Below are 22,790 nucleotides of genomic sequence, written 5' to 3'. Positions count from 1 at the left end.
GCTGTACATAAATACAGCTCGTTACTATATGATATTTATTTCACTATCTCTTAAATATAATTTTTATATAAAATTTATTCATTTTTAATAAAGTTATTATTTTACATAATTAAATTGAATTTCTTCCATTTCCTCATGATAACTTACAAATAAATCATAGTTTTGAAAATACCAAAGATCATCAGAATCTACAAAAAATATAATACCTTCCTTCTCAACTGACACTATTTCGCCATCGGGTTTCTCAGCAACAACCCCTAAAGAATATCCGGGCTGAATTGAACTATCCCCTCCGTACCTTACAGTAAAACGTACAGATTCACCGTGCTTTATACGTAATTCTTCCTGGAACCATTGCAGAGCTTTACGATCAATTGAAATTCTCATATTTATTCCTCCAGTTTACGCAAACTCTTTTTTTCCTAATCGTTGTTTTACAAAGAAGACGAAAATAATTAAGGCTATCAATGCTGAAATTGCACTCCCTGAAAATAAAATACGATAACCAAACATTTGTGAAACAACTCCAAGTAAAATAGCACCTAACCCGATTCCTAAATCAAACGCTGTAAAAAATGAAGCATTTGCAACTCCTCTTTTACTCGGATCGACAATTGTAAGCATTGCCGCTTGCAAAGCTGGCTGCGCTGAACCAAATCCAATACCGTATAATGTTGCTGCGATAATTACACCTATCAAACCATTTGAGATAGTTAAAACAACTATAGCTAAAATAGTAATACATAATGCTGGAAGTATGATGAATACTTCTCCATACTTATCTAATAGTTTCCCTGAAATTGGTCTTACAATTGTTAATGCAATTGCATATACAAGAAAGAAAGTTCCCGGGTTTACATGAATTGATGATGCAAATAACGGTAAAAAGGTTGTTATTCCTCCATATGCAAACGATAAAAAGAATACTACAATCGTGATTGTTAATACGGATTTCTCAAATAGCTGAATTTTCCCTTTTTCTTTTTGTGGCGTAAATGGGATCTTCGTTATTAATGATAATACAACTGCCATAAAAGATAACAACGTCGCTAATAAAAATAGACCATGAAATGAATAATTTTGCACAACCCATAATCCAATCATAGGTCCAATCGCCATTGCAATTGTCATCGCCATCCCATACCAACCCATACCTTCACCGCGGCGTGAATCTGGAATAATATCCGTTATTGCTGTTCCAACAGCTGTTGTAGAAACAGCCCATGTTACTCCGTGAATAACACGTAAAACAGCTAAAAGGACAATAGTCGATGCTATATTATAGGAGTACATCGTTAAGCCAAAAAAGATGAGTCCGAAAATAATAAAGGATCTTCTACCATATTGATCTAACATTCCTCCAATAATCGGTCGTATTACAACAGCAGCTATTGTAAACATCCCCATCATAAGTCCAACTTGCGATTCATTGCCACCTATCTCTTTAATAAAGAGCGGGAGCGTTGGAACAAGTAAATAAAATCCTGTAAATAAAAATAACATTGCGAAAGTCATTTGAATAAATGATTTCGTCCATAATCGTTCCATACAAATACCTCCATACACTCGTAAAATATTACGATTAACACCCTCATTGTATATTTTTTTTATCTCTTTTCCCTCCGCAAATAGACGTATCTTTTCATATTAAATAGTCCACCATCAGCTTACATTAGTCTTAAGACTTTGTACGCATATTTTAAACGAAAGTCCTATATATGTACCTTTATACGTGTGAAAAGAATATACTAATTTATTATCACAACTTAGGAGTGATTATTTTATGTGGGTATTATCATCAAGAGTAACTGTCGCGGTTCCTTCGATACCCGAAATACATGCCCCCACCGTTCATACAGCAAGTTCCGATGTCGGCATTGAACTTCCAGCAATTTGGCAACAATACCAATCACCAGGTCAAGCTACCCCTTCATTTTGGCATCATGGTGCCCATCCAAGTAGCACTACCTTTTATCATCCTAGCCACGCTCCACTACCTCAGGCTCAAGTCTTTTATCATTTCCCATCAATTTATTTTCAAAATTTTTATGGTACGTTTAACATTTAAAACACATCATTTCATAGCTACTACATTTAAACGAAAAAAGCACTTAAGATTGTAATTTTCACAAATCTTAAGTGCTTTTTAATATTTTTTATAAATTTTTCTTATTGCCCATTATTAGCAGGGGTCTCTCCTGCATTACCGCCAGTCTCTGGTTGTGTGGTCGCTGGTGGAGTTGTATTTCCTTGACCTCCTCCATTATTTGCCGGAGGTGTCGTATTTCCTTGACCTCCTCCGTTATTTGCTGGAGGTGTCGTATTTCCTTGACCTCCTCCATTATTTGCTGGAGGTGTCGTATTTCCTTGACCTCCTCCATTATTTGCTGGAGGTGTCGTATTTCCTTGACCTCCTCCATTATTTGCTGGAGGTGTCGTTCCTTGGCCATTTCCATTATTTTGTTCTTCTTGTTTCTTTTGCTCTTCTAGTTTCTTTTGTTCTTCTTGCTTCTTAAGTTCCTCTTGTTTCTTTTGTTCTTCTTGCTTTTTCAGTTCTTCTTGTTTCTTTAATTCTTCTTGCTTTTTCTCTTCTTCAGTTTTTTGCTGTTGATCTTGTTTTGGTTGCTCCGTTGTATCCGGCACGCTAGTATTTGGCGATGAATCACGTTTTTCACCTTTTATACGTAGCTCACTACCTTCTTGAATAACGCTACTTGGCATTTTAAAGCGTGATTTATCTGTAGCCATTTCGCTCATCATTTCTTTAAAGATCAACTGTGCAATTTTCGTATTTTTACTACTAATATACTCGTCTTTACCATCTTTCATATACCCAGTCCATACTGCCATCGTATATTGCGGTGTATATCCAGCGAACCAACTATCACGAGTTGCACTTTCTGGAATTTTATATTGAGCTAATTGCTTTGATGAATAGTTTGTCGTACCCGTTTTACCAGCTACATCTAAAGAGCCTACATTTGCCGATGTACCAGTACCTGATGTAACTACAGAACGAAGCATATCAGTAATCATGTATGCGGTAGAATCTGTCATAACTTGTTTTGGTTTTTGTCCAAAACTTTGTGACTTACCGTCTGGATAAACGACTTTCTTAACAAAATGCGGTTTCGTATATTTACCTTCATTACCAAATGCCGCATAAGCACCCGCTATTTCAGTTGGCGATACTTCATTTGTACCAATCGCTGTCGATTCTGTCGGTGCTGTATTAAATGTAATACCTAGTTTCTCAGAGAATTCTTTCGATTTACTAATCCCTACTTCTTTTGCAGTTTTAATTGCAGGAATATTACGCGACATTTTTAATGCTTCACGCATTGTAATTGGACCCCTATGACTTCTATCTGCATTTCGTACTTCTTGTCCCGTTGAATACTTAAATGGAGAGTCATCAATTTGATGGTACGTAGCCCATTTTAAATATTCAATTGCAGGAGCGTAGTCGAAAATCGGCTTCATCGTTGAACCAGCTGCACGATCTAATTCAATTGCCATATTATGCCCTTTAAATACAGCTTTATTTTCTCCACGGCCACTACCTATAGCACGAACTTCTCCTGTTTTCGTATCCATAAATGTAAATGCACCTTGGAATTTATCGTTCGGATAATCAATGATATTATTATTTAAAATATTATCAGCAAGTTTCTGTGCTTTCGGATCTAACGTTGTATAAATTTCTAAACCGTCAGAACCGATATTAGCATCCGGTAATTCTTTTTCTACTTCTTTCACAACTGCATCCATAAATGCAGGGTATGGCATTGTTTGTAGTTGAGCTGCAGGCTTAAGCCCCTTTTCTACGTCAACTTTTGATGCTTCTTCCATTTCCTGTTTTGTTATATATCCATGTCGATTCATTAAGTTTAGAACAACATTTCTTCTTTCTGTTGCCTTTTGAACATTTTCTTTTTTCGTTGGATCATAGTTATTCGGTGCTTTCGGTAAACCAGCAAGCATCGCAACTTCTGGTAATGTTAAGTCCTTCAATTCTTTACCATAGTAGTTTTGTGCTGCTGTTGCGATTCCGTATGAACGGTTTCCTAAGTTAATTTTATTTAAGTACATCTCTAATATTTCATGTTTTGAATACTGTTGTTCTAGCTTATAAGCTAAATATATTTCTTGCGCTTTACGCTTTGGTGTTTTGTCCATTGATAAGAAGTAGTTTTTAATAACTTGTTGTGTTATCGTACTTCCACCTTGAGAACCATAATCTCCTTTAAGACTTACTAGAACAGCACGGGCAGTACCTTTAAAATCTACTCCGCTATGCTCATAAAAACGTGAATCTTCTGTCGCTAAAAATGCATTTTCTACTAATTTAGGTATTTGCTCATACGTAACATTCGTCCTTTTTTCTTTTCCATATTCATATACCAAATCCCCGTTTTTATCATAAATTTTTGAGGATAACGGATTAACAAGTTTTGCTTTCTCAAGTTTTGGTGCATCCTTAATCATTACGAAAAAGGTAGCAACCCCCGCCACTAAACCAACAATACCAAGTAATAAACAAGTAATTAAAAACTTGCGAAAGAATGATGTTTTACCTTTTGGTTTTTGTGTTTTAGAAGCTGGCTGTTTTTTCTTTTTAACTTGTCGTCGTTCCTCTCGAGAACGATAATTTTCTGACATGTTACTTTCTCCTGCCTTTCAATTCTCCCGTTGATTTACTTAAAAATATTGAGGTCACTTTCTAAAATGAATTTGATTAAGAAAGTATATTGACCTGGAGCATTCAATATTTTCCTAATTCACAGATTATAAATTTTAGAATACTTCTTATACAAACTATTTTCACTTCTATTTTTCCTAATAACGCTGCCCCTTTAAGCATAGAATGTAGAAAGTGAATTTTTAATACCTCGTATAAATAATATACCTTTTTTTCAAATGGTCAATATTTTCTTATTTATAAATCAAAGGTGAAATAAAAATAGCACAACGATATGTACTTCGTGTGAACTTCCTTATAATTACGTATAACAAACATTTAATATATTGCATATAAGTATAATACCTCTTAAATTATAAGGATTTCAACATCACAACCTCAACATCTACAAGAAATTATTAAAAATGAAAAGTGAGGAGTTGTGTAATGATGAAGCTATCTCCCGTAATTTCAAAAAATATAGTTGCTGTTGGCTACAATCCTTTTTCTATGATTTTGCGAATCCAATTAAAGAATGGTATGTACGATTTCTTTAATGTACCAGAAAGTATTTATACTGGCCTATTACATGCACAATCTAAAAGTTATTATCATAATACTTACATTAAAAATTCTTTCCGCCACACAAAAATCTAAACTTAACACTCACTAAAAAAGAAAGGAGGTTAATCCTCCTTTCTTTTAAAAACATTTTGCAGATGAATTATCTTCGATTCCTCTTATTAATTTCATCATATGCTTGAATTTGTTTTTTCAAACGCCGATCAGCTTTTTTATCATGCACTACAAGAATTGCATGTATAACCCCTGGAACCCAAAATATTAATGTTAATATGAAATTTATGATTGCCTGAATTGGTTTTCCACAAAATAATACAGCAACAGGTGGAAGAAGAATTGCTAATAAATACATCATCCCTTGAAAACTCCTTATTTTGTATTTTATATATCACTTTTCAAAATATACGCAAAAAAACCTACTACCATTTTAATCTTACCTACCTCTAAAATCAATGGATCTCCTTCTATTTAAATAAGTATTTCAGACTTTTTATTGTTTTCTAGCCTATTTTCTTCCTCTATTGCAGTTACTCCAATTGCAGAAATTAACGTTCCTATCGCTTGTATCCAAATACCAATGAGTGCAATGATTCTCTCATTCTTCTTATCAAAAATACTATCTTCATTTTCTCTCTCATCTTTCAATACATTTGAAACACCTTGATACGCTTGTAATCCAGCCCCTAAACTTTGCATGGAGTTACCCAGTATAATAATTTTCTGTAATACATTTATATCCAACAAAGCTGCTTCTACTCCTAAAAAAGCACCGATCGATTGTAAACTGTTCCCTGTAATGATAAGATAATCATTTTCTTTCAATTGTTCATTTATATTAAAATATGTTCCTATTACATTTGATATATTGCCTAATGCTAATAACTCAATTCCTATTTGATCAAGTAATTTACTTTGATTCTCTAAGCCTATATTTTGATTTTCTCTTTTTTCTTCCCCATCATCATAATTGCTCGCAATGATTTGTAATATATATCCGAGGGCTTGTAATGAGCTTCCTACAATAACAAGATCCGATTCAACCTTCTCTTCTCCAATAAATCCTCTTGTCGTTCCAATAGCAGCTGTAAGATTCCCTCCCACTTGAAACCATGCCCCTGTCACTTTTAAACTGCTTGGATTCATTTTTATCACCTATTTAAATATTTTCTAAAGCTTTCAAAACAAACAAATCTCACCCTTAATCTTTTATTTTATTTTTTAGATGTAATTTTGTGAATGATATAATGTGCTACTAATATAAAAGCACCTTAAAGGTGCTTTTTATATGCATGCTGGGCATGTCAATGAATCTCCATTTTTATCTATTGTTATATTCAATATATATTCAATTGCTTTATGTGACCAAGTTTCAGGTGTAGGCGATTCATTTATATATTGTGGCGCACATGACTTCAGCATTGGAGTACTAATACTCCCTCCAGGATCTAAAGCAACTACAGCCATGCCATGGGGTAATTCCAGGGCCATAGATTTAGTGATACCTTCAATAGCAAATTTCGAGGCACAATATGGCGCAAGCTCAGCCTCACCTTCTCTCCCCCAACTAGAACTCATATTAATGATAATTCCTTCTTTCCTAGCTACCATCGCTGGAACAAATGCTCTTATTACATTTACTACACCATTCACGTTTACATTCATTACATTTTCGAATTCTTGATCCGTAATTTTCCAAAGTTGTGCATTTTGATTTACAATCGATGCATTATTTATTATCATATCGGGAGCTGTATGTGTATTAAGTATATAATTTGCCCAATTGTTAACTTGCTGAGAATCTGAAACATCAATTACTTGGAAATCATGTATTTTACTGTACTGTTTTTTTAGTTCTTCAATTTTATCTTTTGAACGTCCACAACCATATATGTTCCACCCTAATTCATGAAATCGATCAACCATCGCACGCCCTAACCCTTGTGTCACGCCTGTAATAATTACAGATTTACTAATTTCTTTTCGCTTCATTTCTCTCATCCTCCTTCCCTATATCTTACTCTCTTCATTTTTATTCAGCGATTTACTATAGTATCAACTCAACTCATACTTTAGTAATGGTTTTGATATTGTATACATAAACCAAAAAAGTAACCATCATGGTTACTTTTTGCTATATATCTAAAAATTCATTGTTTATTTCATTATTGTTTTTACATTTCAACTTCTCTTTTCCACATTTCTCACACTGGTAAATATAAACTACACCTAATGTCCCTTTTTTAAAATTCTCATTATCCTGCATCTTAATAAAAATATATTTATGTTTACAATGCGATTCACCCAAATAATTTTTAAACCACTTTTTCAACACAACACATTCCACCTTTATGATAGAACCTTTATTTAGCTGCTTTATTACATACTTTTATTTAAATGTTCAATCTCATCTTGCAACTTTTTAAATTGCTCAAAATGCATGGTAATAGATTGGCTACTACCATAATCAACATTTTGTTTCACTAATATAACACCCGTATCATGAAAAAGCGCTTCAAGTTCTTTCCTAATAGACACTTTCGCAATATGAGCTGTTTTAATTGCAGATAAAATTGCAATTTCATTAAACTTTAATTTTATTTCATTTGGACAAAATGCGTCTTCAACTAATATAACTTCATTACTATAAATTAGTGCAACAAGATTACTTGATTTGGCATCTGTTAAATCAACTTTTTTCATAATATCTTTCATTACATTTTGCCTCCTTTATTTTCATATATATCAATTATACAAATTTTTTTAAAAAATTACTCAACTTTATTATATTAATTTTAACACACTTTTATTGAAATCCATGCTCCAAACGTTTTACTATTCCACAATTTTTATTATATGAACCATCTGGACTATAACTCCATATAGTAATGTTAACAACTTATTATAAAGCAGGTGAAAATTATGCCATCAGTTGTAGGAAATTTAGTTGTACAAAATAGTAATGGATCATTTAACTTAGGTGATTTCTACAACGTTTCTCCGAAAGAAAATACGAAAGCTTATAATGGTTCCGGCGCATCAAACGTTGGTTTTGTTGTTAATACTTTTAGCGGTGTTAGCGCGACCAATACATTTGATTCTGACCTTGCAGATCAAAACCAAGTGGGTACAGCCTAATCTTATGTTCAACTTTTTGTATAGAAAATTTTAATTTGTCTATACTATAATCAGGCTGTTTGACAGCTCTTATCGATTTTGGAGTACCCTATCTTTTTCTCCCTTTCCCTGGGGCTCAGCAGCTAGCACAAAGCTAGCTGCTTTTTCTTATATTATTTGTCTCATAAATCAGAAATAAAAAAAGCTGCCATTTAATATTCAGCTTCTTTTACATTATTTCAATAATATCCATAGCGTTAAATACGTAAGTTTTATAAAAGGCGTCTGTACAAATTACAATTTGTTTTACCGGATTGATATGTACAACAGTCATGTAGCTTGTTAATATGTAACCATCTTCAAAATATGTTACCAATATTTCTTTCTCAGACAGTAATGACGTTAATAATTTATCAGAAATCCTCTCTTTTGCTTCATTTGTTAAAAGCGGTTTTTGTACTTTTAATTTCTCTCCAATAATCTTTCTCATATTTAAAAGTTGTTCGGACATTACTGTAAACGGAACCCACTCTCTTTCTTCTTTTTGTATCTTTACATCGTTCATTTTTTATCTCCTTGATCATTTATACATTTATTTATTCATGCTATCCCTTAGTTATTTTTAATACTTACTAAACTCGAATTTACTTCTAAACTATAATTAGGTTACCTCTTAAAAGAACACTCGTTCTTATTATACACGAACTTACGTTCCTTTGAGAAGAGCTATACTTATTATTTCTTAACAAAAAACATAATTTTATTTATCTCCATATTTTTTCCTTTATCAAATAAACTTTTCATTTCTTATATAAAATGCATATAAAAACTAAAAGGCGACTTCACACAAAGTGAAATCGCCTTTTTCTAAAAAATATTCAAAGCTTATTTTTCTATCCTAACTAATGTTCTTTCTGGAATACATAATTCATCTATATTAAAATGATTTATTTTTAATTTCAATTCCCCTACTCGTTCCTTATCTTCATCACCAACCCAACAACTGAATAATTCAAAATAGTCTCCATCTTCCAAATAACCTTCCATAATCTTGCATAAAGTTAAAAGTTTTTCTTTCGCTTCTTTTTTTTCCTTTACGTTTTGCCACTCGACAAGTTCAATTCCCCAACTAGTTGAAACCTCATATATGTAATTTTTTTGGAATTGATACTCTTGTACAATTTCAAGCATACTTTCATCTGCAAAACATGGTCCAAAAACAATTACATCATTAGAATCGGGCTCCGTTAACGGAATTTCTACATTACAGCCTATGTAACTTGCTAAACTCATTTTATACTCCTCCAATATTCGTATAAAAAATACTTCATAGTATATTTATTTACTCAAATATAAAATGCCTACCTAAACAAAAAAGTTTTAAATTTTTTCGTTTATTAACCATCTATAACTGAACACATATACTATGATGAACGAACTCACAAAGCATAAGAAAAGAGAGCATTTACAACACTCTCTTTTCTTACATACTCTATGGAACTTTACAAAACTGAATCAGTGATTTTTATTATTATATTTCATTACATATACTTAGGTTGTACTATTATATGTAACTCTCTCTCTGTATCCGCTTTTTTCGGATGACGAAAATAATTAAGTTCGTACTTTAACACTTTATACTCAACAATTCCGATTTTAATCCCTTTCGTTTCTTTTAATATAGCTAATAAATCACTTATATTTTCATCATATGACTCAAAAATTTTCGCTCCGCCCTCTCCTTGAAAGATTACTTTCATATATTCTCCCCACCTTAATTTATTGATGTGGTAAATGATGCGTTTAAAACGATTCATTCTTTATCCTAAAATTTTCACAACAAAAAGAGCATCCTTTCCAATCGAATGCTCAGCTTTTTACTAATTATCCATGTTAAATATTTATTCAAAAACATTATATGTATTATTTTTTAAATTATGTTCGATATTCATTATTAAAGAGTAAATATATGTAATAAACTTGCATAATGAAAACCGTAGAATATCCACTTTCGTTGAAATAATTATAAACCATAATTTTCCATTGTAATTCTTAATATTTAAATGTAATATTGTATTGTCTTACTATCTATTTATAACTCACACACTAATTAGAAAAGGGAACTCTATATGAGTTCCCTTTTCTAATTATGATTACAGTCATTATTTCTTTTCTAGAAATTTAAATGTATCTTTAAATTCTTTATTATTCACTTTAATATCAGCATCTTTCAATAAATCATTGACTACTTGTTGTTTCCATTTACCTGTCGTATCTTGTAGTCTTTGTTGTTCTATATCTTTACGAATTTTATCCTTTACTTCATCAAATGGCTTCAATTCTTTTTTATCCGTCACTTTAATAATATGGTAACCGTAAGTTGTTTTAACCGGATCACTTACTTGGCCTGCATCTAATTTATACGCAGCTTCCTCAAATTCTTTCACTGTTTGCCCAGGAGCAAAACCAGATATTTCCCCGCCCTGTTCCTTTGAACCAGTATCCTCTGAATACTGTTTTGCTAAGGCAGCAAAATCTTCACCATTATTTACTTTCTCCTTTATTTCTTTAGCCGTTTTTTCATCTTTCACTAAAATGTGACTTACTTTCATTTCTGGTTTATAGTTATTTTTCACATCTTTATCTGTAACTGTTGCTTTAATCGCTTTCTCAAATGCAATTTCTGGCTTCATTTTTTCTTTTAATTCATCTTCGTTTTTCAACCCAAGCTGTTCTAAAGTCGATTTAAAGTTCTCACCCATTTTATCTTTTGCTTCTTCTACTTTCTTTTTTGCTTCCTCATCTGAAACTTTATATTTATCTAACAATGCCTTACTTAACATCATTTGATATAAAGTACTTTCTCCATATTGTTGTCGTAATTCTTTACTTAATTCTTTCTCTGTAACATTCCCTACTTTTGATGTTACTACGTTGTCTGAGGAACCACATGCAGATAATGCTAGCATCACGCATGAAATAATTGTTCCAATAAATATTTTTTTCTTTTTCAATTCAAATACCTCACTTTTATCATTATGCAAATTAACTATACACAGTCATTGTGAAAACAGTGTGTTTTCTACATGTAATTCATTTCATATGAGTAGACTATGTATCATGTATTTTCATTTTTAAACGTAAAGAGTCTTCTTACTATTATGTATAGTAAGAAGACTCTTTACATACTCCTTAAAAACAATACTGCCGCTATAGTTACTTAATAATTACATGTTTTTCAGGTATCCAACTATTCTGCCCGATATCTATCGCATTTCCCACTCTACCCCACACTCGAAAAGATGTCGATCCATCTATATTCCCTTTATAATTCATACATTCAGGCTCTTCATAATAATTTACTCCGTAACCGACAGGATATTTCGAAGTTGCATAAAACCATTTCACATTAAAATGTTTTAAATATGCCCACTGCTTATCGTTCCCTAAACAAATCATATCTTGCTCACCGCCTCCCCAATAACTTGTTAAGATTAAATATGGAATTTTCTGAGTGAGTGCACCTGTAAATTGAGGGGTCATGGGAGTTTCATATAAATTTATTCCGTATCCATCAGGATATTTCGAAACTGCAATACCAATGCCATTCGGTTGCTGTGTATACACTATGTTAGATTGATTTGCTTTGTTGGAATCTATAAACCAAGAAAGTGACTTATTTCCTACTAATCGATTCAGATCACATTTCCCAATACCAGGAACATTCCCTGAATCCGTATATTGCCACATATCGCATGGATATGCTGGCTTATTCCCTCCATAACGAGGGACCCATATGAAATCAGCTTCAATATTACATGCTCCAAATGATAAATACGTGTGATGCCCTACGTATAATCCTACTTTTTCCGCACCTAAACGGCGTAATTCATCAATAAATGCCTGTGTCCCGCCTTGCATATCTACCATCGTTTGAACTTCTATGTCCGCTACCCAAAACTTAGCAGATTGATCACCACGATTCCAAAAATCTTGTGCCTCTTTCTTTGCATCAGCAATAGATATAAAACGGCAAAAAGCATAATTACCGAATGGGATACTATGCTTTTTCATTTCACTAACATAATTTTGATACATAAAATCCACCGTATTAGAGCCATCTTGAACTCTAGCAATCACTAAATCTAGCTGAGATGCTGCAATATCCCAATTAATAGTTCCATTCCATTTTGAAATATCTACAATATACCCCATACATTCCAGCTCCTTTTGAATGTCTTATTCATAGCTTGTTTTATTGTAAGCCTCCTCTCTCTAAAACTAGCTATCTATAATATAAATAAAAAGAATCTTTACTGTTTTTCAAAATATATTCTCTTTCAGAAATATTTCTATCAACTTTAACATGTATGCCACATAAAACATTCGAAATATACCCTACTATTCATTTATTATGTAATCTCGTCCTATCAATCATTTTTACAGATATTAAAAAAAAATTCCCTGTATTATTAAATTATAACTTTCAGTATCGATTTCCTTTCAACTAAAAAATTTCATCCCTCATTTTCTATATACTCTTAAGTCAAAATTACTACCTCTACATGAAATTTGAGATTTAGAAAAATTTTAATTAATTGAAGTTTACTCCTATTAAATTGCTATTTTCCAACCTGAACACTATTGGTGCATAAAAAAGACATTTTCTATTACTGAAAATGTCTTTTTACAGTTTAATAAAACAACTTTGGTGCTAAATCTGTATTTTGTAATTGTGAGTTTTCACTGCTCATAACACAACTTGTGGAAAATAGAATTGGGATACCACAAACCTCATCATTCATTACATCACGAAACACATTGGCAGCAACACCTGTAAACGTTTGACATAAGTTAGAAATATCGTCATTGAAAAACTGAATGACTTCCGCAGCGAAAACCGGAAAAACAACATTCGGTCCGCCAGGGAACTGAGGCTGTACCACAACTTGTTCAAAATAAGGATTATTTTCTAGTGCTACTTGAAATAAATGAGCTATTTCAAATGCATCTAGTGGACAAGGAAATGGATTTACAATTTCATTCTCATTATTCGTTACAATAACTGTCACACTTACATTCCCAAATTGTACAAAAGATTTTAAAAGCGTTGCTAATGCTCTCGCTTTTTCGTTGCTTAACGCATGCACTAAAATAATATAATTACCACCAACAGGAATAAGTGGCCCAACTGTAACAGTTGGATCAGCACCTATTGAATTTTTTAATTCATTAAAATATGTGATCCACGGTGGCGAAAGCTGAGCTTGTACATTTTCTTCCACTATTTTATACTACCTCCTTATACCATTCTTACTAACATAATATGTAACAAACAAAAAAATGCATTAGTTATATTAACCATTTGCGTATTTATTGATTATATTAATTAAACATTTTATTTCCCATTCTCAATTTCCCCTTTACATCTTTAAGCACTTTTACTACTATAAAATTCTTTATTATAAGCAAATCCACTGAAATTTCATATTATACTAATACGACTCTATATCCATTAAATTATAATACTCAATATTAGGAGCTGATTTCATGGAAAAAAAACCTATCGTGTTCAAAATCCCACCAAATTCAAAGCTAAAAATTACATTTTTCGGTCCTTGTAACGAAGTAATTACAAATGTGTCTATAATTAATCAACTATGCACCCCTAAATGTCAAACTATCACGCAATACCCAGACTTTAAGAAATATGTAACGGAAGTACGATCGCTATCCCGTTGTTAGTCCGCATAATGCACGATTTTCACAACTTTATTACCTAAAATAACCGAGAAAGAAAATAACTGCATTCCTAGACTAAAATTACTCATGTTATGATATTCCATTGATAATTCATTGATTTTTTACACGTTTTTATGAAAAGAACATATATTATCGTATGGAGATTATCCACTCATAAAACCTATCTTTCTTTGGAGCGTACTTTTTATGTATGCTCTTTTTTTATGTAACCGTCCCCCTTCTAAATTGACCAACAATATATTAAAATTCTTTATATACTCAAGGGGGTCAAATATGTTCAAGTTGCATCCAATACTACTCATCTTAGGATTGATTTTGTTTTTATATAGTGTAATCGCCTTTATGCTATTCTTTTCAGTGTATTAGCATTCCCTACACAAATCTATGTTCAATATATAATTTCTATATAGTAAAGAAAAAACATAATGATACGATCTTTTATGTATTCCGTCTTTCTTGTTCTATAAGAAAACTAGTAAACTTACTAACAATGCGTTTTTACAAGCATGTTACTTATTATTCTGTTTATTATCTGAAGAAGGTTGAAGCCCCTACAAATTAAACTACGCTTTACCTATTTACTTATATATTTTAGAAAAACAATAATAATCCCCTACCATTTGGTAAGGGGATTAACTAAACCTACTAAAAAACATTTAATGATCAGTTTTATTTAGTTGGAGAAGGAAATCTTGCTGCTTCAAAATGTGCACCATCTTCTAAAGGACTTAAAACTCCATCTATACTACTTTGTGCATAAATCTCAACTTCATCCCCTGCATTCAGTTGAACAATCGTCGAAACACTTACGACATTTCCAAAACTTATTGGACCAAAAAAGTCATTATCTATAGCTATCGCTGCGTTTCCATTCACACGAATTTCTACACGCGCTCTATAATTTAAAGTTGGATCGTTTGGAAAGAAACCAATCGTTCCAATAATAGAATATACACCTTTAGTCTTCGGCATAAAAATAGATGTTGCTGGATTATACTCATTCGCTAAATCAAATTGTTCATTTTGAAATAACACTTTCACAAAAGTATTAGCAGGAACATTTTGATTCACAGTATTTCTAGCTCTAAATGCCGATGCTCTAACAAGATTGTCCTTGTTATCATGACACTTACTAGTGTTCTTACAACAATCATGATGCTTATTTTTATACTCCTTACAATACTTACAGTAGTAATAACAAGACATACTGATTCCCCTTTCAAACTTATTACTATATATTATGTAAGATTGATTTATAAGGTTTGGACTAGCTATTTTTATTATTCATAAGGGCGCTATTAATCTGCACCCTTATTTATATACACCACTTCATTCCTTACTAGTTATAAGTTGTATATAGTTCCATATGGAATAGTAAGAAAAGAACTTCCGTACGGTGTAACATGATGTACTGGGTAAAAATACTCTACGGATGAGTAATATGGTTGTACTCCTTGCTGCTGCATTTGCATTTGTTGTTGCATTTGCAATGCTTGTTGAATAGCTTGGACTGTACTTTGTGCTCCACTATACGTTATAGATGTACCATATGCTGGTCGCATACCAGTTTCAGAATTAAAATATGAATAAAACATGATTCTCAGCTCCCTTCCCGTATAATTTATTACAAATTATATTATGATTCTTTATTTCAGTGGGTACTATAAAGCTAGTCCGCTCGCTTATATTCAAATGACAAAATAAAAAAGTAGCTGCTAGACTACTTTGACTCCTTCTTATCACCAAATGAAATGATATACATATTCTCCTGTTACACGCTCATTAATTCCCGCAACCCTAACGAACCTCAGTAAATCCGCTCCTTGAAGGAAATATACCGAAATCGTAACCGGTACTTGCGACCACATGAATTGATAAAGGTCATTCACTCTCTGATTCGTCGTAACGATTAAATCATTTACAGGTCCATGATTCCATGCAGAGGTTTGAACTGAAGTGAAAGAAAGGTCTTTCCCATTAACCACTATTCTTGATACACTTTGAGTTATGTCCACAATAATCCCCTCCAACATTACAAAAATTGGACCTTTTTTAGTTCATATTATTATAAATATTCTTGACTGTAATAAATGTTTAAGGCAAATCCCTAATAAAGTGAAACTTTAATCAGCTCTCACCAATCGGGCTTTTACTGGCAGCCCGACCCCACCTAACTTCTTTGCTTCCGCTGAATTTTGAGGTGGGGGTATTACTGCCCGACAAATAGCGGGATAAAATTTTTTTATTCATATCCCTCAATTCCCATTACAACCATATAATTTCTAACCTTATTCAATTTTTGTAATTAAAATAAAAAATAGCTAATTCACTACTTAAAAAGTAAAAAAAGCATCAGATTGACTAGTATGTAGATGGTTAAATGAATGTAAAATGTTTTTAAATTATCTACTCTTTTTTTAGTTTGGAAGTAACTCTCATCTCTTCCCATCTTTATACACCACTTTCTTAATCACACTGAACGCAATATTCAATTGATGAGTTTGTCATTTCGTTACCTCCAATTAACGCCTTTGTTCAATGTAGTAATTTTCTTGTATAATAAAAGTTAATTAATCTAGAAGGGATTCTGAGAAAGAGCGAAAAATCAGCTGGAAAGCTTATCGATTTAAATATCTATTCGAAATTAATAAGCGATTAATTTTAGTCACTCTGCCCATACTCAATCAAAGTGTGGGCTTCTTTAATTTCTGTATAAAATTCAAAAGTTTGACACAATCCTGGAAAAAGCTTATAAAGAAAAGTGAGGTTCCATTATTTTCACACTTAGTAGCGCAGTCATGTTACATATAATTTTATAAGTGTGAACGAACTACAAAACTAAAAAACAAATAATAAGTTTGCAACATGTTTGCAAATACGAATTTTGCATATAAATTCGTGTGATATTGAAAGGAGTTTTACTTATGAAAGAAATTAAAACAGAACAAGAATTCAAAGACATCATCGCAAGCGAGGAGCCTGTAGTTGTTAAGTTCTTTACTACATGGTGCCCAGATTGCGTACGTATGGACAACTTTATCGGAGATGTAATGGAAGAGTTCAATAAATTTGAATGGTACTCTATCAATAAAGATGAGTTTCCAAGTATCGCTGAAGAGTATCAAGTAATGGGTATTCCAAGTTTACTTGTATACCAAAACGGTGAGAAGCTAGGCCACTTACATAGTGCTAATGCAAAAACAGAAGAGCAAGTTACTGAGTTTTTAGAAGCATACTAAAATGAAAGCCCTCTGGAAAATATTTTTCAGAGGGTTTTCATCTATTTTCACAATTATCTTTTGAAGTTTTTCATCGTTTAATGAATTACACCTTGTCATGATAAGAATAATACGTAGTAAGAAAAGTATTCGTTTCCTCATCCATCTACCCTCCTATCTCTTTAGTAAATAAACTCCAATTAGGTTCACACCTTGACTTTGTACTTTTCAACATATTTTTCCTTTACGAAACTTTGTTATCCCCTTCTTAAAAAGCTATAAAACGTCAACAATGTTTGTATAGACCCACACGACTTTCGTTTGATACTCTATTTATAGAAAGAAATTCCTTTAAAGAAAGGTGAGTGATTAAAATGGATACTCTTTCTCATAAAGAAGCTGATAAAGGTGCTATTGTCAGCATTATGGCCTACATATTTTTATCCTCTATGAAAATCATCATCAGTTATATTACCCTCTCTAGCGCATTACGCGCTGACGGTTTAAATAACTTAACGGATATCGGTGCTTCTTTAGCGATATTAATTGGTCTAAAAATATCTCGTAAACCTCGTGACCCAGATCATCCGTATGGGCATTCGCGTGCCGAACAAATCGCATCACTTGTTGCGTCCTTCATTATGGCAACAGTCGGATTAGAAGTTGTTATTAGTGCCATTCAATCTTTCTTAAATCCGAAACAAGCAGCGCCTAATGTACTCGCTGCATGGGTTGCTTTATTTTCTGCTGTCGTTATGTACTGCGTGTATTTGTATACGAAAAAAATTGCAGCACGAACAAAAAGTAAATCATTAGAAGCCGCTGCAAAGGATAATTTATCAGATGCACTCGTAAGTATTGGTACCGTAGTAGGTATTGTCGGTTCTCAGTTCCAAATGCCTATTTTAGACCCTATTGCCGCTTTAATTGTCGGTCTTATTATTTGTAAAACTGCATGGGAGATTTTCGTAGAATCTTCTCATATGCTAACAGATGGAATTGATCCTGATAAAATGGAAGAATACGCTGATGCTATTGAGCATATTGGCGGTGTGGAAAACATTGTAGATATTCGAGCACGTATGTATGGGAATCAAACGTACGTTGATATTACAATTGAAGTAGATGCTCGCATGGATGTTGGAGAAAGTCACTGTATTACCGACAACATCGAAGCTATGCTGCGCAAAAAATTTGGAATTTACCATGCACACATTCATGTTGAGCCAATGAAAAAAGAACCTATTATGACATAGGTTCTTTTTTTATGAACGTTTTATGGAATATAACACATAAAACGAGCCAGCTACCGCCAGCTGCCCATCCTGCTAATATGTCAGATGGATAGTGCACGCCAAGATATATTCGGCTAACTGAAATAGATAATACAACAAAGCTTGCTATAAGAATAATTAACAATTTTTTATGCAACGAAATACGTTCTTCAGTAATTGTGACGTATGCAATAAATCCTAAAAAAGCAGTAGCATTCATCGTATGACCGCTCGGAAAACTATATCCAGTTGCAGTAACAAGCTGCGTGACATCAGGTCTTGCTCGTTCGTACCATAGTTTAAGCATACTGTTTAAATAACGAGATCCGTAGTAATTAATTGTTAGAAGTAACGCACTAAGTAACTTTTTTCTAACGAGAAAATACATTACAAGAATAATGAGTAATGGAAAATATATTCTTTTGGAACCGATAAAAGACACCCAAGTAAAATAGGTCGTCAAATAATCGTTTCGAAAGCTTTGAATAAAATGTGCGACTATATTGTCAAAGTTCTCAATACAAGCGGTATGATACGAAAGTGATAATACGACAAAACAAATGAGTAACGTAAAACTTAGCAAGTATAAATGTCGATATCGTTTCACATACATAACCTCACTATGCAAAAAAATGGAGCGGTTGTTTTAGTTTTCCTCTCCATTTCTTTTTTATGCATAGTTTATTAAAAAATATAATTATTAATTTTCCGCTTCATCTCAGGGATATCTTCTCTTGTTACGGTAAAACGAATCACCTTCTCATCAAGATCAAGCGCCTCAGCGAATAATCCAGCTAAACCACGGGATTTTCTATCTACTTCCATAATAATTTCTAGTCGGTCGTATGCACGTGGCAAGATTAATAATTCTAATTCATCTAATTTCCCATAGTGCTCTCCAGAAACCGGAATAAACTCAAATTCTTGTGCGAATGGAACTTGCTTACGTAATCGGTGCGGTAATTCTTCACATTCTATATGACGTGCTTTAAACCCTAATTCATTTATACTATCTAAAACACTACTTAATAATGCATTGGGTAACACTTGAACGTAGTCGCGGTCACTTGGGTCTATACTACGTTTAATATCAAGACCTGTATGAATCCAAACCGTTTTCATACCAAGTGTAAGTGGTGCTTCAATTGGCATTGGAAAAGAAAATGGAATTTCAACTTTTTCATTCGGTTCTACAGAAAAAGGTTCTGTTAAGCGTACTCGCTCTAAATCATATGTTGCTGTTACTTTTTTATCATCCACTTCTCGTACATACGACGTCGATAATGTTAAGTAAATGCTTTCAATTTGTTGGCTAACTGAACCTCCAGTTATATGAACCTTTCCAACTATTTCTTCCCCAACAATATACTCATCTTTTTCAAGAACAGTATCTACCTTTGCACTTCCAATACCAACGCTTGCTAAAAACTTTTGAAACATGGAGTCTCCATCCTTTCTAAAGCAGAAGCTACATCTTGTTTTAAATCTTGTACATTCTCATAGTACGGCGTTTTTATTTGTAACATTCGCATAAGAATTTCGCGATTATAATGTTCCAAAGTTAATTCTTCGTACCATGGTTTTTCCTGTTTTTCATTAGATTCATATCCTGCATATAATAAAAATAATGAGAAATGACCGAGCGCATAAAAGTCGCTACGAAAGTGAACTTCTCGCATCAAAGCTTGTTCACCTTCGTAAGTTGTAGCTCGCTCATCATCCTCACCTTTCCATTTAGCCAATCCAAAATCAATAATACTAATTTGATTTTCTTTCATTAGTATGTTTGGAATGCGTAAATCTCGATGAATAATGCCTTCACTATGAAACACCGATACAATTTCTAATATTTCATATAAAATCTTAAAAACTTCACGTTCTGTATATACATACCCATCTATGAAAATATAATCTTCAAAATTTTCACCAGGCATGTACTCCATCACAAAGAAGCTCTTTTTCTCCCATATGAAATGATCATATAGACTAGGAATTGCATAATGATTTAATGTTTGTAAAATCATTTTCTCTTGTTCAAATGATTTTCTACCAGACTCATATCTTTGTTTACTTTGTCTTAATTGTTTTAAGACTTTATATCTATTTGTTTGTAAATCATTAACGACGTATGTAACCCCATAACTGCCCATTCCAATTACTGATTCAATTTTATAACGTTCTGCAACAATTGTATTTTTTCGCAGTGGTCTATCAAATAATGCTAGTACACGACACCATTTCATCAGCTACTTGAAAAGAAGCTACGGCTTTTATGTTTTCTTTTATAATGTTGATGTCCATAACCAGATGAACGTCGTTTATAGTCGCTACTTGAATACGAGCGCCCTCTACGACGATAATCACTACTTGAATACGAACGATATTTTTTCTTTCCTAATAAAGAATCAATAATTTTTTTGAACATTCCTTCACCTCTTGAGTAAAATTTCCTTTTCATTATACCAATAATTATTGACTATATTTGTGACAGGTTTGTAAAGAGTAAAAAACGACGAGTTATGCCCGTCGTTACTTTCATTCATCCTCTTCATCAAAAACTTCATCAATCATACATTTCTCTAATAAATACTCAAATGTAATATCTGCGAGATCTTCAATTTCTTCTCGTTTTGGGACGTACCCTCTTTCAATTAGTTGCTCATAAAAAAACTCCGCAATCTCTTCCGTATCAATCACGACTTCAATTTCCTTCATGAGCATCACTCCTTTATTTCTGTTTTATGAAAAAATCTCAAAATTATGTATATGAGATTAGAAAAATAGATTTTATTTTTTTATAGGTCATAAGCTTTGGACGAGATGCATACGATTGTAGTACAAGCTATTCAAAGGGGGAAATAATAATGGAAAATCAATATGAAGTAGGACAAACAAAAGAAGAGTTCATGCATGAAGATCAATGGGCAGACTCTCTTATAAAGTGGCTTTTTATTTTTTTAATAGTTGTAGGCATACCTTATACTGCATATGTTGTTGTTCAATTTATTCTCTCTTTCTAGTTAACTATTTTTTCTCTGTCAATTTAACTAAATAATTATGAACAACATCCATTACAATTTTATATTCTTCATCTTTAAATGTATCGAACAATAATTGATAATCGTTATAAATATCAAGTAATCCATCAATGATTTCTTGACGATTCGTCTTAACACTCACTTTTTTCGAGTTGTTAATTGACTTTAACTTTCCTAAATCTAATTTATTCATACCTGCTTTATCTTGTTTCATTTTCTTCAAAATTGCATTTGCCGTTTGAGCATTGGCGAGTAACGTTAAATCTGATTCATCCGCTTCTAACCATTCACCATCCGTAATCCGTGACAATTCATAAATTGTATCTTCCCATGCGTCATTCTTATATCTCCATACTTCTGTACGAAAACCAACAATACGGAAAACATCTTTATCATATCCAGTTACTTGCACAAGATCACCAAACGTGAAATTATAATTTAATTCAATCCACTCCGTATCGCCCTTTTTCATATCTTGCTCTGTAACGTGCTGCAATGTTTGCTCTACGTAAAATCCATCGTGATTATTGACTTCGTATACATAAACTCCATCTAAAACCTTCATATTTGTGATTTTCCCAACGGTTCCATATAGCGTAATCACGACTATGTCCCCTACGTTGTATTTAGGTTGTTTTTTTCTTGCCATCTCTATCTCTCCTTTTTTTGACGTCGTGATTTTGATATCAGTATATGCAACCTACATAAAAACGCTTATCACAGAAGCTTATATTCATAAATTTTTTCAATAAAAAATATAATCTTATAAAATTTACATTGCACTCAAAAAAAGCTAGTAACTAGACTAGCTTCAAATCAACAAATTTCATAATAAAAAACATACAGAATACTTCACTTTAAATAAAGTAATGTATTCTGTATGTTTTCAAATAGTTTTTATCTATCTTGTATGTATAAATCCCAGGCTTCATCAAATATAGACATACTTTCTAGCATTCCGCTCAACTCTAAGTATGAACTAATTTCATCATAGTCTTCAGATTGCTTCGGAAAACTTAAATCATCATACATCGCCTCTGCTAAATCTGAAATTTCATTTCTAAATAAAGCTGCACGATGCTTCATCATATAATGGTAAAATGTCTTTTTCAAAAATATT

Annotated in this window: 31 protein-coding genes and 1 pseudogene; 7 read left to right on the top strand and 25 right to left on the bottom strand. The window is 32.6% G+C overall.

The window, feature by feature from the left end:
* Nucleotides 1-96: 96 nt before the first annotated feature.
* Together GBN91_RS19710 and GBN91_RS19705 are read right to left on the bottom strand one after the other, a co-directional pair.
* Nucleotides 97-387, bottom strand: a complete 291-nt coding sequence (locus GBN91_RS19710) for a HesB/YadR/YfhF family protein (RefSeq protein ID WP_001222842.1) — start codon at nt 385-387, stop codon at nt 97-99.
* A gap of 15 nt (nt 388-402) precedes the next feature.
* Nucleotides 403-1,548, bottom strand: coding sequence for an MFS transporter (locus GBN91_RS19705; protein WP_152122056.1), 1,146 nt, complete (start codon nt 1,546-1,548; stop codon nt 403-405).
* 235 nt (nt 1,549-1,783) lie between these two features.
* Here GBN91_RS19705 and GBN91_RS19700 point away from each other — a divergent pair, with 235 nt between their 5' ends.
* On the top strand, nt 1,784-2,068 hold the full coding sequence (locus GBN91_RS19700; RefSeq protein WP_088362672.1) for a hypothetical protein: 285 nt from the start codon (nt 1,784-1,786) through the stop codon (nt 2,066-2,068).
* A gap of 101 nt (nt 2,069-2,169) precedes the next feature.
* On the opposite strand, the gene GBN91_RS19695 is transcribed toward GBN91_RS19700, so the two are convergent.
* Nucleotides 2,170-4,662, bottom strand: coding sequence for a PBP1A family penicillin-binding protein (locus GBN91_RS19695; protein WP_152122054.1), 2,493 nt, complete (start codon nt 4,660-4,662; stop codon nt 2,170-2,172).
* Nucleotides 4,663-5,128: 466 nt separating this feature from the next.
* Here GBN91_RS19695 and GBN91_RS19690 point away from each other — a divergent pair, with 466 nt between their 5' ends.
* A complete protein-coding gene (locus GBN91_RS19690; protein ID WP_000977081.1) occupies nt 5,129-5,338 on the top strand; it encodes a KTSC domain-containing protein in 210 nt (69 codons plus the stop codon).
* Nucleotides 5,339-5,405: 67 nt separating this feature from the next.
* Here the strand turns inward: GBN91_RS19690 and GBN91_RS19685 are convergent, their stop codons facing one another.
* The 5 genes from GBN91_RS19685 to GBN91_RS19665 all read right to left on the bottom strand — a co-directional run bounded on the left by GBN91_RS19685 (nt 5,406) and on the right by GBN91_RS19665 (nt 7,975).
* A complete protein-coding gene (locus GBN91_RS19685) occupies nt 5,406-5,618 on the bottom strand; it encodes a YqaE/Pmp3 family membrane protein (RefSeq protein WP_000990233.1) in 213 nt (70 codons plus the stop codon).
* Between the two features lie 113 nt (nt 5,619-5,731).
* Nucleotides 5,732-6,406 carry a DUF6944 family repetitive protein gene (locus GBN91_RS19680; protein WP_088362670.1) on the bottom strand — a complete coding sequence of 225 codons (675 nt, stop codon included), beginning with the start codon at nt 6,404-6,406 and terminating at the stop codon, nt 5,732-5,734.
* A 138-nt stretch (nt 6,407-6,544) separates the two neighbouring features.
* Entirely contained in the window at nt 6,545-7,252 is a 708-nt protein-coding gene (locus GBN91_RS19675; RefSeq protein ID WP_152122052.1) for an SDR family oxidoreductase, read from the bottom strand.
* A gap of 142 nt (nt 7,253-7,394) precedes the next feature.
* Nucleotides 7,395-7,595, bottom strand: coding sequence for a hypothetical protein (locus GBN91_RS19670; RefSeq protein ID WP_000915146.1), 201 nt, complete (start codon nt 7,593-7,595; stop codon nt 7,395-7,397).
* Between the two features lie 44 nt (nt 7,596-7,639).
* Nucleotides 7,640-7,975 carry a hypothetical protein gene (locus tag GBN91_RS19665; protein ID WP_000651907.1) on the bottom strand — a complete coding sequence of 112 codons (336 nt, stop codon included), beginning with the start codon at nt 7,973-7,975 and terminating at the stop codon, nt 7,640-7,642.
* A 207-nt stretch (nt 7,976-8,182) separates the two neighbouring features.
* On the opposite strand from GBN91_RS19665, the gene gerPF reads away from it, so the two are divergent.
* Entirely contained in the window at nt 8,183-8,398 is a 216-nt protein-coding gene (gerPF, locus tag GBN91_RS19660; protein WP_001141569.1) for a spore germination protein GerPF, read from the top strand.
* Nucleotides 8,399-8,606: 208 nt separating this feature from the next.
* Here the strand turns inward: gerPF and GBN91_RS19655 are convergent, their stop codons facing one another.
* From GBN91_RS19655 to GBN91_RS19630, 6 genes are all read right to left on the bottom strand, one after another.
* Complete coding sequence (locus tag GBN91_RS19655) at nt 8,607-8,942, bottom strand: YolD-like family protein (RefSeq protein ID WP_002024004.1); 336 nt, start codon at nt 8,940-8,942, stop codon at nt 8,607-8,609.
* A gap of 320 nt (nt 8,943-9,262) precedes the next feature.
* On the bottom strand, nt 9,263-9,670 hold the full coding sequence (locus GBN91_RS19650; RefSeq protein ID WP_006925988.1) for a hypothetical protein: 408 nt from the start codon (nt 9,668-9,670) through the stop codon (nt 9,263-9,265).
* A 248-nt stretch (nt 9,671-9,918) separates the two neighbouring features.
* Nucleotides 9,919-10,137, bottom strand: coding sequence for a hypothetical protein (locus GBN91_RS19645; protein ID WP_000864271.1), 219 nt, complete (start codon nt 10,135-10,137; stop codon nt 9,919-9,921).
* A gap of 402 nt (nt 10,138-10,539) precedes the next feature.
* Nucleotides 10,540-11,391, bottom strand: coding sequence for a peptidylprolyl isomerase PrsA (locus GBN91_RS19640; RefSeq protein WP_000727348.1), 852 nt, complete (start codon nt 11,389-11,391; stop codon nt 10,540-10,542).
* A gap of 202 nt (nt 11,392-11,593) precedes the next feature.
* Complete coding sequence (locus GBN91_RS19635; protein ID WP_016122450.1) at nt 11,594-12,592, bottom strand: glycoside hydrolase family 25 protein; 999 nt, start codon at nt 12,590-12,592, stop codon at nt 11,594-11,596.
* Between the two features lie 479 nt (nt 12,593-13,071).
* A complete protein-coding gene (locus tag GBN91_RS19630; RefSeq protein ID WP_000392281.1) occupies nt 13,072-13,662 on the bottom strand; it encodes a hypothetical protein in 591 nt (196 codons plus the stop codon).
* Nucleotides 13,663-13,927: 265 nt separating this feature from the next.
* On the opposite strand from GBN91_RS19630, the gene GBN91_RS19625 reads away from it, so the two are divergent.
* Nucleotides 13,928-14,122: a hypothetical protein gene (locus GBN91_RS19625; protein WP_000412555.1), complete on the top strand. Its 195-nt coding sequence runs from the start codon at nt 13,928-13,930 to the stop codon at nt 14,120-14,122.
* 687 nt (nt 14,123-14,809) lie between these two features.
* On the opposite strand, the gene GBN91_RS19620 is transcribed toward GBN91_RS19625, so the two are convergent.
* From GBN91_RS19620 to GBN91_RS19605, 4 genes and pseudogenes are all read right to left on the bottom strand, one after another.
* Entirely contained in the window at nt 14,810-15,346 is a 537-nt protein-coding gene (locus GBN91_RS19620) for a C1q-like domain-containing protein (RefSeq protein WP_016122449.1), read from the bottom strand.
* Between the two features lie 137 nt (nt 15,347-15,483).
* Nucleotides 15,484-15,735, bottom strand: coding sequence for a DUF3947 family protein (locus GBN91_RS19615; RefSeq protein WP_000500100.1), 252 nt, complete (start codon nt 15,733-15,735; stop codon nt 15,484-15,486).
* A 144-nt stretch (nt 15,736-15,879) separates the two neighbouring features.
* Entirely contained in the window at nt 15,880-16,155 is a 276-nt protein-coding gene (locus GBN91_RS19610; protein WP_016122448.1) for a hypothetical protein, read from the bottom strand.
* Nucleotides 16,156-16,478: 323 nt separating this feature from the next.
* Nucleotides 16,479-16,589 (bottom strand): annotated as a pseudogene (locus GBN91_RS19605) (2TM domain-containing protein); the annotation flags it as partial.
* Between the two features lie 475 nt (nt 16,590-17,064).
* Between GBN91_RS19605 and GBN91_RS19595 the strand changes: the two are divergent.
* The gene (locus tag GBN91_RS19595; RefSeq protein ID WP_000658787.1) at nt 17,065-17,379 is read left to right on the top strand and encodes a thioredoxin family protein; all 315 of its coding nucleotides are present in this window, start codon (nt 17,065-17,067) and stop codon (nt 17,377-17,379) included.
* 353 nt (nt 17,380-17,732) lie between these two features.
* Nucleotides 17,733-18,614: a cation diffusion facilitator family transporter gene (locus GBN91_RS19590; protein ID WP_000380385.1), complete on the top strand. Its 882-nt coding sequence runs from the start codon at nt 17,733-17,735 to the stop codon at nt 18,612-18,614.
* Here GBN91_RS19590 and GBN91_RS19585 read toward each other — a convergent pair.
* The 5 genes from GBN91_RS19585 to GBN91_RS19565 form a co-directional block, all read right to left on the bottom strand.
* On the bottom strand, nt 18,604-19,239 hold the full coding sequence (locus GBN91_RS19585) for a phosphatase PAP2 family protein (protein ID WP_000833370.1): 636 nt from the start codon (nt 19,237-19,239) through the stop codon (nt 18,604-18,606). The two genes, GBN91_RS19590 and GBN91_RS19585, sit on opposite strands and share 11 nt — an antisense overlap.
* 77 nt (nt 19,240-19,316) lie before the next feature.
* Nucleotides 19,317-20,072 carry a sporulation protein gene (locus GBN91_RS19580; protein ID WP_016122447.1) on the bottom strand — a complete coding sequence of 252 codons (756 nt, stop codon included), beginning with the start codon at nt 20,070-20,072 and terminating at the stop codon, nt 19,317-19,319.
* Nucleotides 20,054-20,875 (bottom strand): serine/threonine protein kinase, encoded by an 822-nt coding sequence (locus tag GBN91_RS19575; RefSeq protein ID WP_006927693.1) that lies wholly within the window; start codon nt 20,873-20,875, stop codon nt 20,054-20,056. Before GBN91_RS19575 ends, GBN91_RS19580 begins: the two co-directional genes overlap by 19 nt.
* Nucleotides 20,875-21,057, bottom strand: coding sequence for a hypothetical protein (locus GBN91_RS19570; RefSeq protein ID WP_016122446.1), 183 nt, complete (start codon nt 21,055-21,057; stop codon nt 20,875-20,877). The genes GBN91_RS19575 and GBN91_RS19570 overlap by 1 nt, the downstream gene beginning before the upstream one ends.
* Nucleotides 21,058-21,167: 110 nt before the next feature.
* On the bottom strand, nt 21,168-21,347 hold the full coding sequence (locus GBN91_RS19565; RefSeq protein WP_000658451.1) for a YozD family protein: 180 nt from the start codon (nt 21,345-21,347) through the stop codon (nt 21,168-21,170).
* Nucleotides 21,348-21,496: 149 nt separating this feature from the next.
* Between GBN91_RS19565 and GBN91_RS19560 the strand changes: the two genes are divergently transcribed.
* Nucleotides 21,497-21,652 (top strand): DUF3930 family protein, encoded by a 156-nt coding sequence (locus tag GBN91_RS19560; RefSeq protein ID WP_000431486.1) that lies wholly within the window; start codon nt 21,497-21,499, stop codon nt 21,650-21,652.
* Between the two features lie 4 nt (nt 21,653-21,656).
* On the opposite strand, the gene GBN91_RS19555 is transcribed toward GBN91_RS19560, so the two are convergent.
* Together GBN91_RS19555 and GBN91_RS19550 are read right to left on the bottom strand one after the other, a co-directional pair.
* Nucleotides 21,657-22,319, bottom strand: coding sequence for a hypothetical protein (locus GBN91_RS19555; protein WP_000101499.1), 663 nt, complete (start codon nt 22,317-22,319; stop codon nt 21,657-21,659).
* Between the two features lie 248 nt (nt 22,320-22,567).
* Nucleotides 22,568-22,783, bottom strand: a complete 216-nt coding sequence (locus GBN91_RS19550) for a YozE family protein (RefSeq protein WP_000750717.1) — start codon at nt 22,781-22,783, stop codon at nt 22,568-22,570.
* Nucleotides 22,784-22,790 lie beyond the last annotated feature (7 nt).

It is taken from the genome of Bacillus sp. B1-WWTP-T-0.5-Post-4 (genome assembly GCF_009183795.1).
GTDB lineage: Bacteria > Bacillota > Bacilli > Bacillales > Bacillaceae_G > Bacillus_A > Bacillus_A cereus.
This window is presented reverse-complemented; position numbering and strand designations above follow the sequence as displayed.

What these genes read in the sequence shown, in the direction of transcription:
- GBN91_RS19710 (WP_001222842.1), bottom strand. Translation starts at nt 387, where the DNA reads ATGAGAATTTCAATTGATCGTAAAGCTCTGCAATGGTTCCAGGAAGAA.
- GBN91_RS19705 (WP_152122056.1), bottom strand. Translation starts at nt 1,548, where the DNA reads ATGGAACGATTATGGACGAAATCATTTATTCAAATGACTTTCGCAATG.
- GBN91_RS19700 (WP_088362672.1), top strand. Translation starts at nt 1,784, where the DNA reads ATGTGGGTATTATCATCAAGAGTAACTGTCGCGGTTCCTTCGATACCC.
- GBN91_RS19695 (WP_152122054.1), bottom strand. Translation starts at nt 4,662, where the DNA reads ATGTCAGAAAATTATCGTTCTCGAGAGGAACGACGACAAGTTAAAAAG.
- GBN91_RS19690 (WP_000977081.1), top strand. Translation starts at nt 5,129, where the DNA reads ATGATGAAGCTATCTCCCGTAATTTCAAAAAATATAGTTGCTGTTGGC.
- GBN91_RS19685 (WP_000990233.1), bottom strand. Translation starts at nt 5,618, where the DNA reads ATGATGTATTTATTAGCAATTCTTCTTCCACCTGTTGCTGTATTATTT.
- GBN91_RS19680 (WP_088362670.1), bottom strand. Translation starts at nt 6,406, where the DNA reads ATGAATCCAAGCAGTTTAAAAGTGACAGGGGCATGGTTTCAAGTGGGA.
- GBN91_RS19675 (WP_152122052.1), bottom strand. Translation starts at nt 7,252, where the DNA reads ATGAAGCGAAAAGAAATTAGTAAATCTGTAATTATTACAGGCGTGACA.
- GBN91_RS19665 (WP_000651907.1), bottom strand. Translation starts at nt 7,975, where the DNA reads ATGAAAGATATTATGAAAAAAGTTGATTTAACAGATGCCAAATCAAGT.
- gerPF (WP_001141569.1), top strand. Translation starts at nt 8,183, where the DNA reads ATGCCATCAGTTGTAGGAAATTTAGTTGTACAAAATAGTAATGGATCA.
- GBN91_RS19655 (WP_002024004.1), bottom strand. Translation starts at nt 8,942, where the DNA reads ATGAACGATGTAAAGATACAAAAAGAAGAAAGAGAGTGGGTTCCGTTT.
- GBN91_RS19650 (WP_006925988.1), bottom strand. Translation starts at nt 9,670, where the DNA reads ATGAGTTTAGCAAGTTACATAGGCTGTAATGTAGAAATTCCGTTAACG.
- GBN91_RS19645 (WP_000864271.1), bottom strand. Translation starts at nt 10,137, where the DNA reads ATGAAAGTAATCTTTCAAGGAGAGGGCGGAGCGAAAATTTTTGAGTCA.
- GBN91_RS19635 (WP_016122450.1), bottom strand. Translation starts at nt 12,592, where the DNA reads ATGGGGTATATTGTAGATATTTCAAAATGGAATGGAACTATTAATTGG.
- GBN91_RS19625 (WP_000412555.1), top strand. Translation starts at nt 13,928, where the DNA reads ATGGAAAAAAAACCTATCGTGTTCAAAATCCCACCAAATTCAAAGCTA.
- GBN91_RS19620 (WP_016122449.1), bottom strand. Translation starts at nt 15,346, where the DNA reads ATGTCTTGTTATTACTACTGTAAGTATTGTAAGGAGTATAAAAATAAG.
- GBN91_RS19615 (WP_000500100.1), bottom strand. Translation starts at nt 15,735, where the DNA reads ATGTTTTATTCATATTTTAATTCTGAAACTGGTATGCGACCAGCATAT.
- GBN91_RS19595 (WP_000658787.1), top strand. Translation starts at nt 17,065, where the DNA reads ATGAAAGAAATTAAAACAGAACAAGAATTCAAAGACATCATCGCAAGC.
- GBN91_RS19590 (WP_000380385.1), top strand. Translation starts at nt 17,733, where the DNA reads ATGGATACTCTTTCTCATAAAGAAGCTGATAAAGGTGCTATTGTCAGC.
- GBN91_RS19580 (WP_016122447.1), bottom strand. Translation starts at nt 20,072, where the DNA reads ATGTTTCAAAAGTTTTTAGCAAGCGTTGGTATTGGAAGTGCAAAGGTA.
- GBN91_RS19575 (WP_006927693.1), bottom strand. Translation starts at nt 20,875, where the DNA reads ATGAAATGGTGTCGTGTACTAGCATTATTTGATAGACCACTGCGAAAA.
- GBN91_RS19570 (WP_016122446.1), bottom strand. Translation starts at nt 21,057, where the DNA reads ATGTTCAAAAAAATTATTGATTCTTTATTAGGAAAGAAAAAATATCGT.
- GBN91_RS19565 (WP_000658451.1), bottom strand. Translation starts at nt 21,347, where the DNA reads ATGAAGGAAATTGAAGTCGTGATTGATACGGAAGAGATTGCGGAGTTT.
- GBN91_RS19560 (WP_000431486.1), top strand. Translation starts at nt 21,497, where the DNA reads ATGGAAAATCAATATGAAGTAGGACAAACAAAAGAAGAGTTCATGCAT.
- GBN91_RS19555 (WP_000101499.1), bottom strand. Translation starts at nt 22,319, where the DNA reads ATGGCAAGAAAAAAACAACCTAAATACAACGTAGGGGACATAGTCGTG.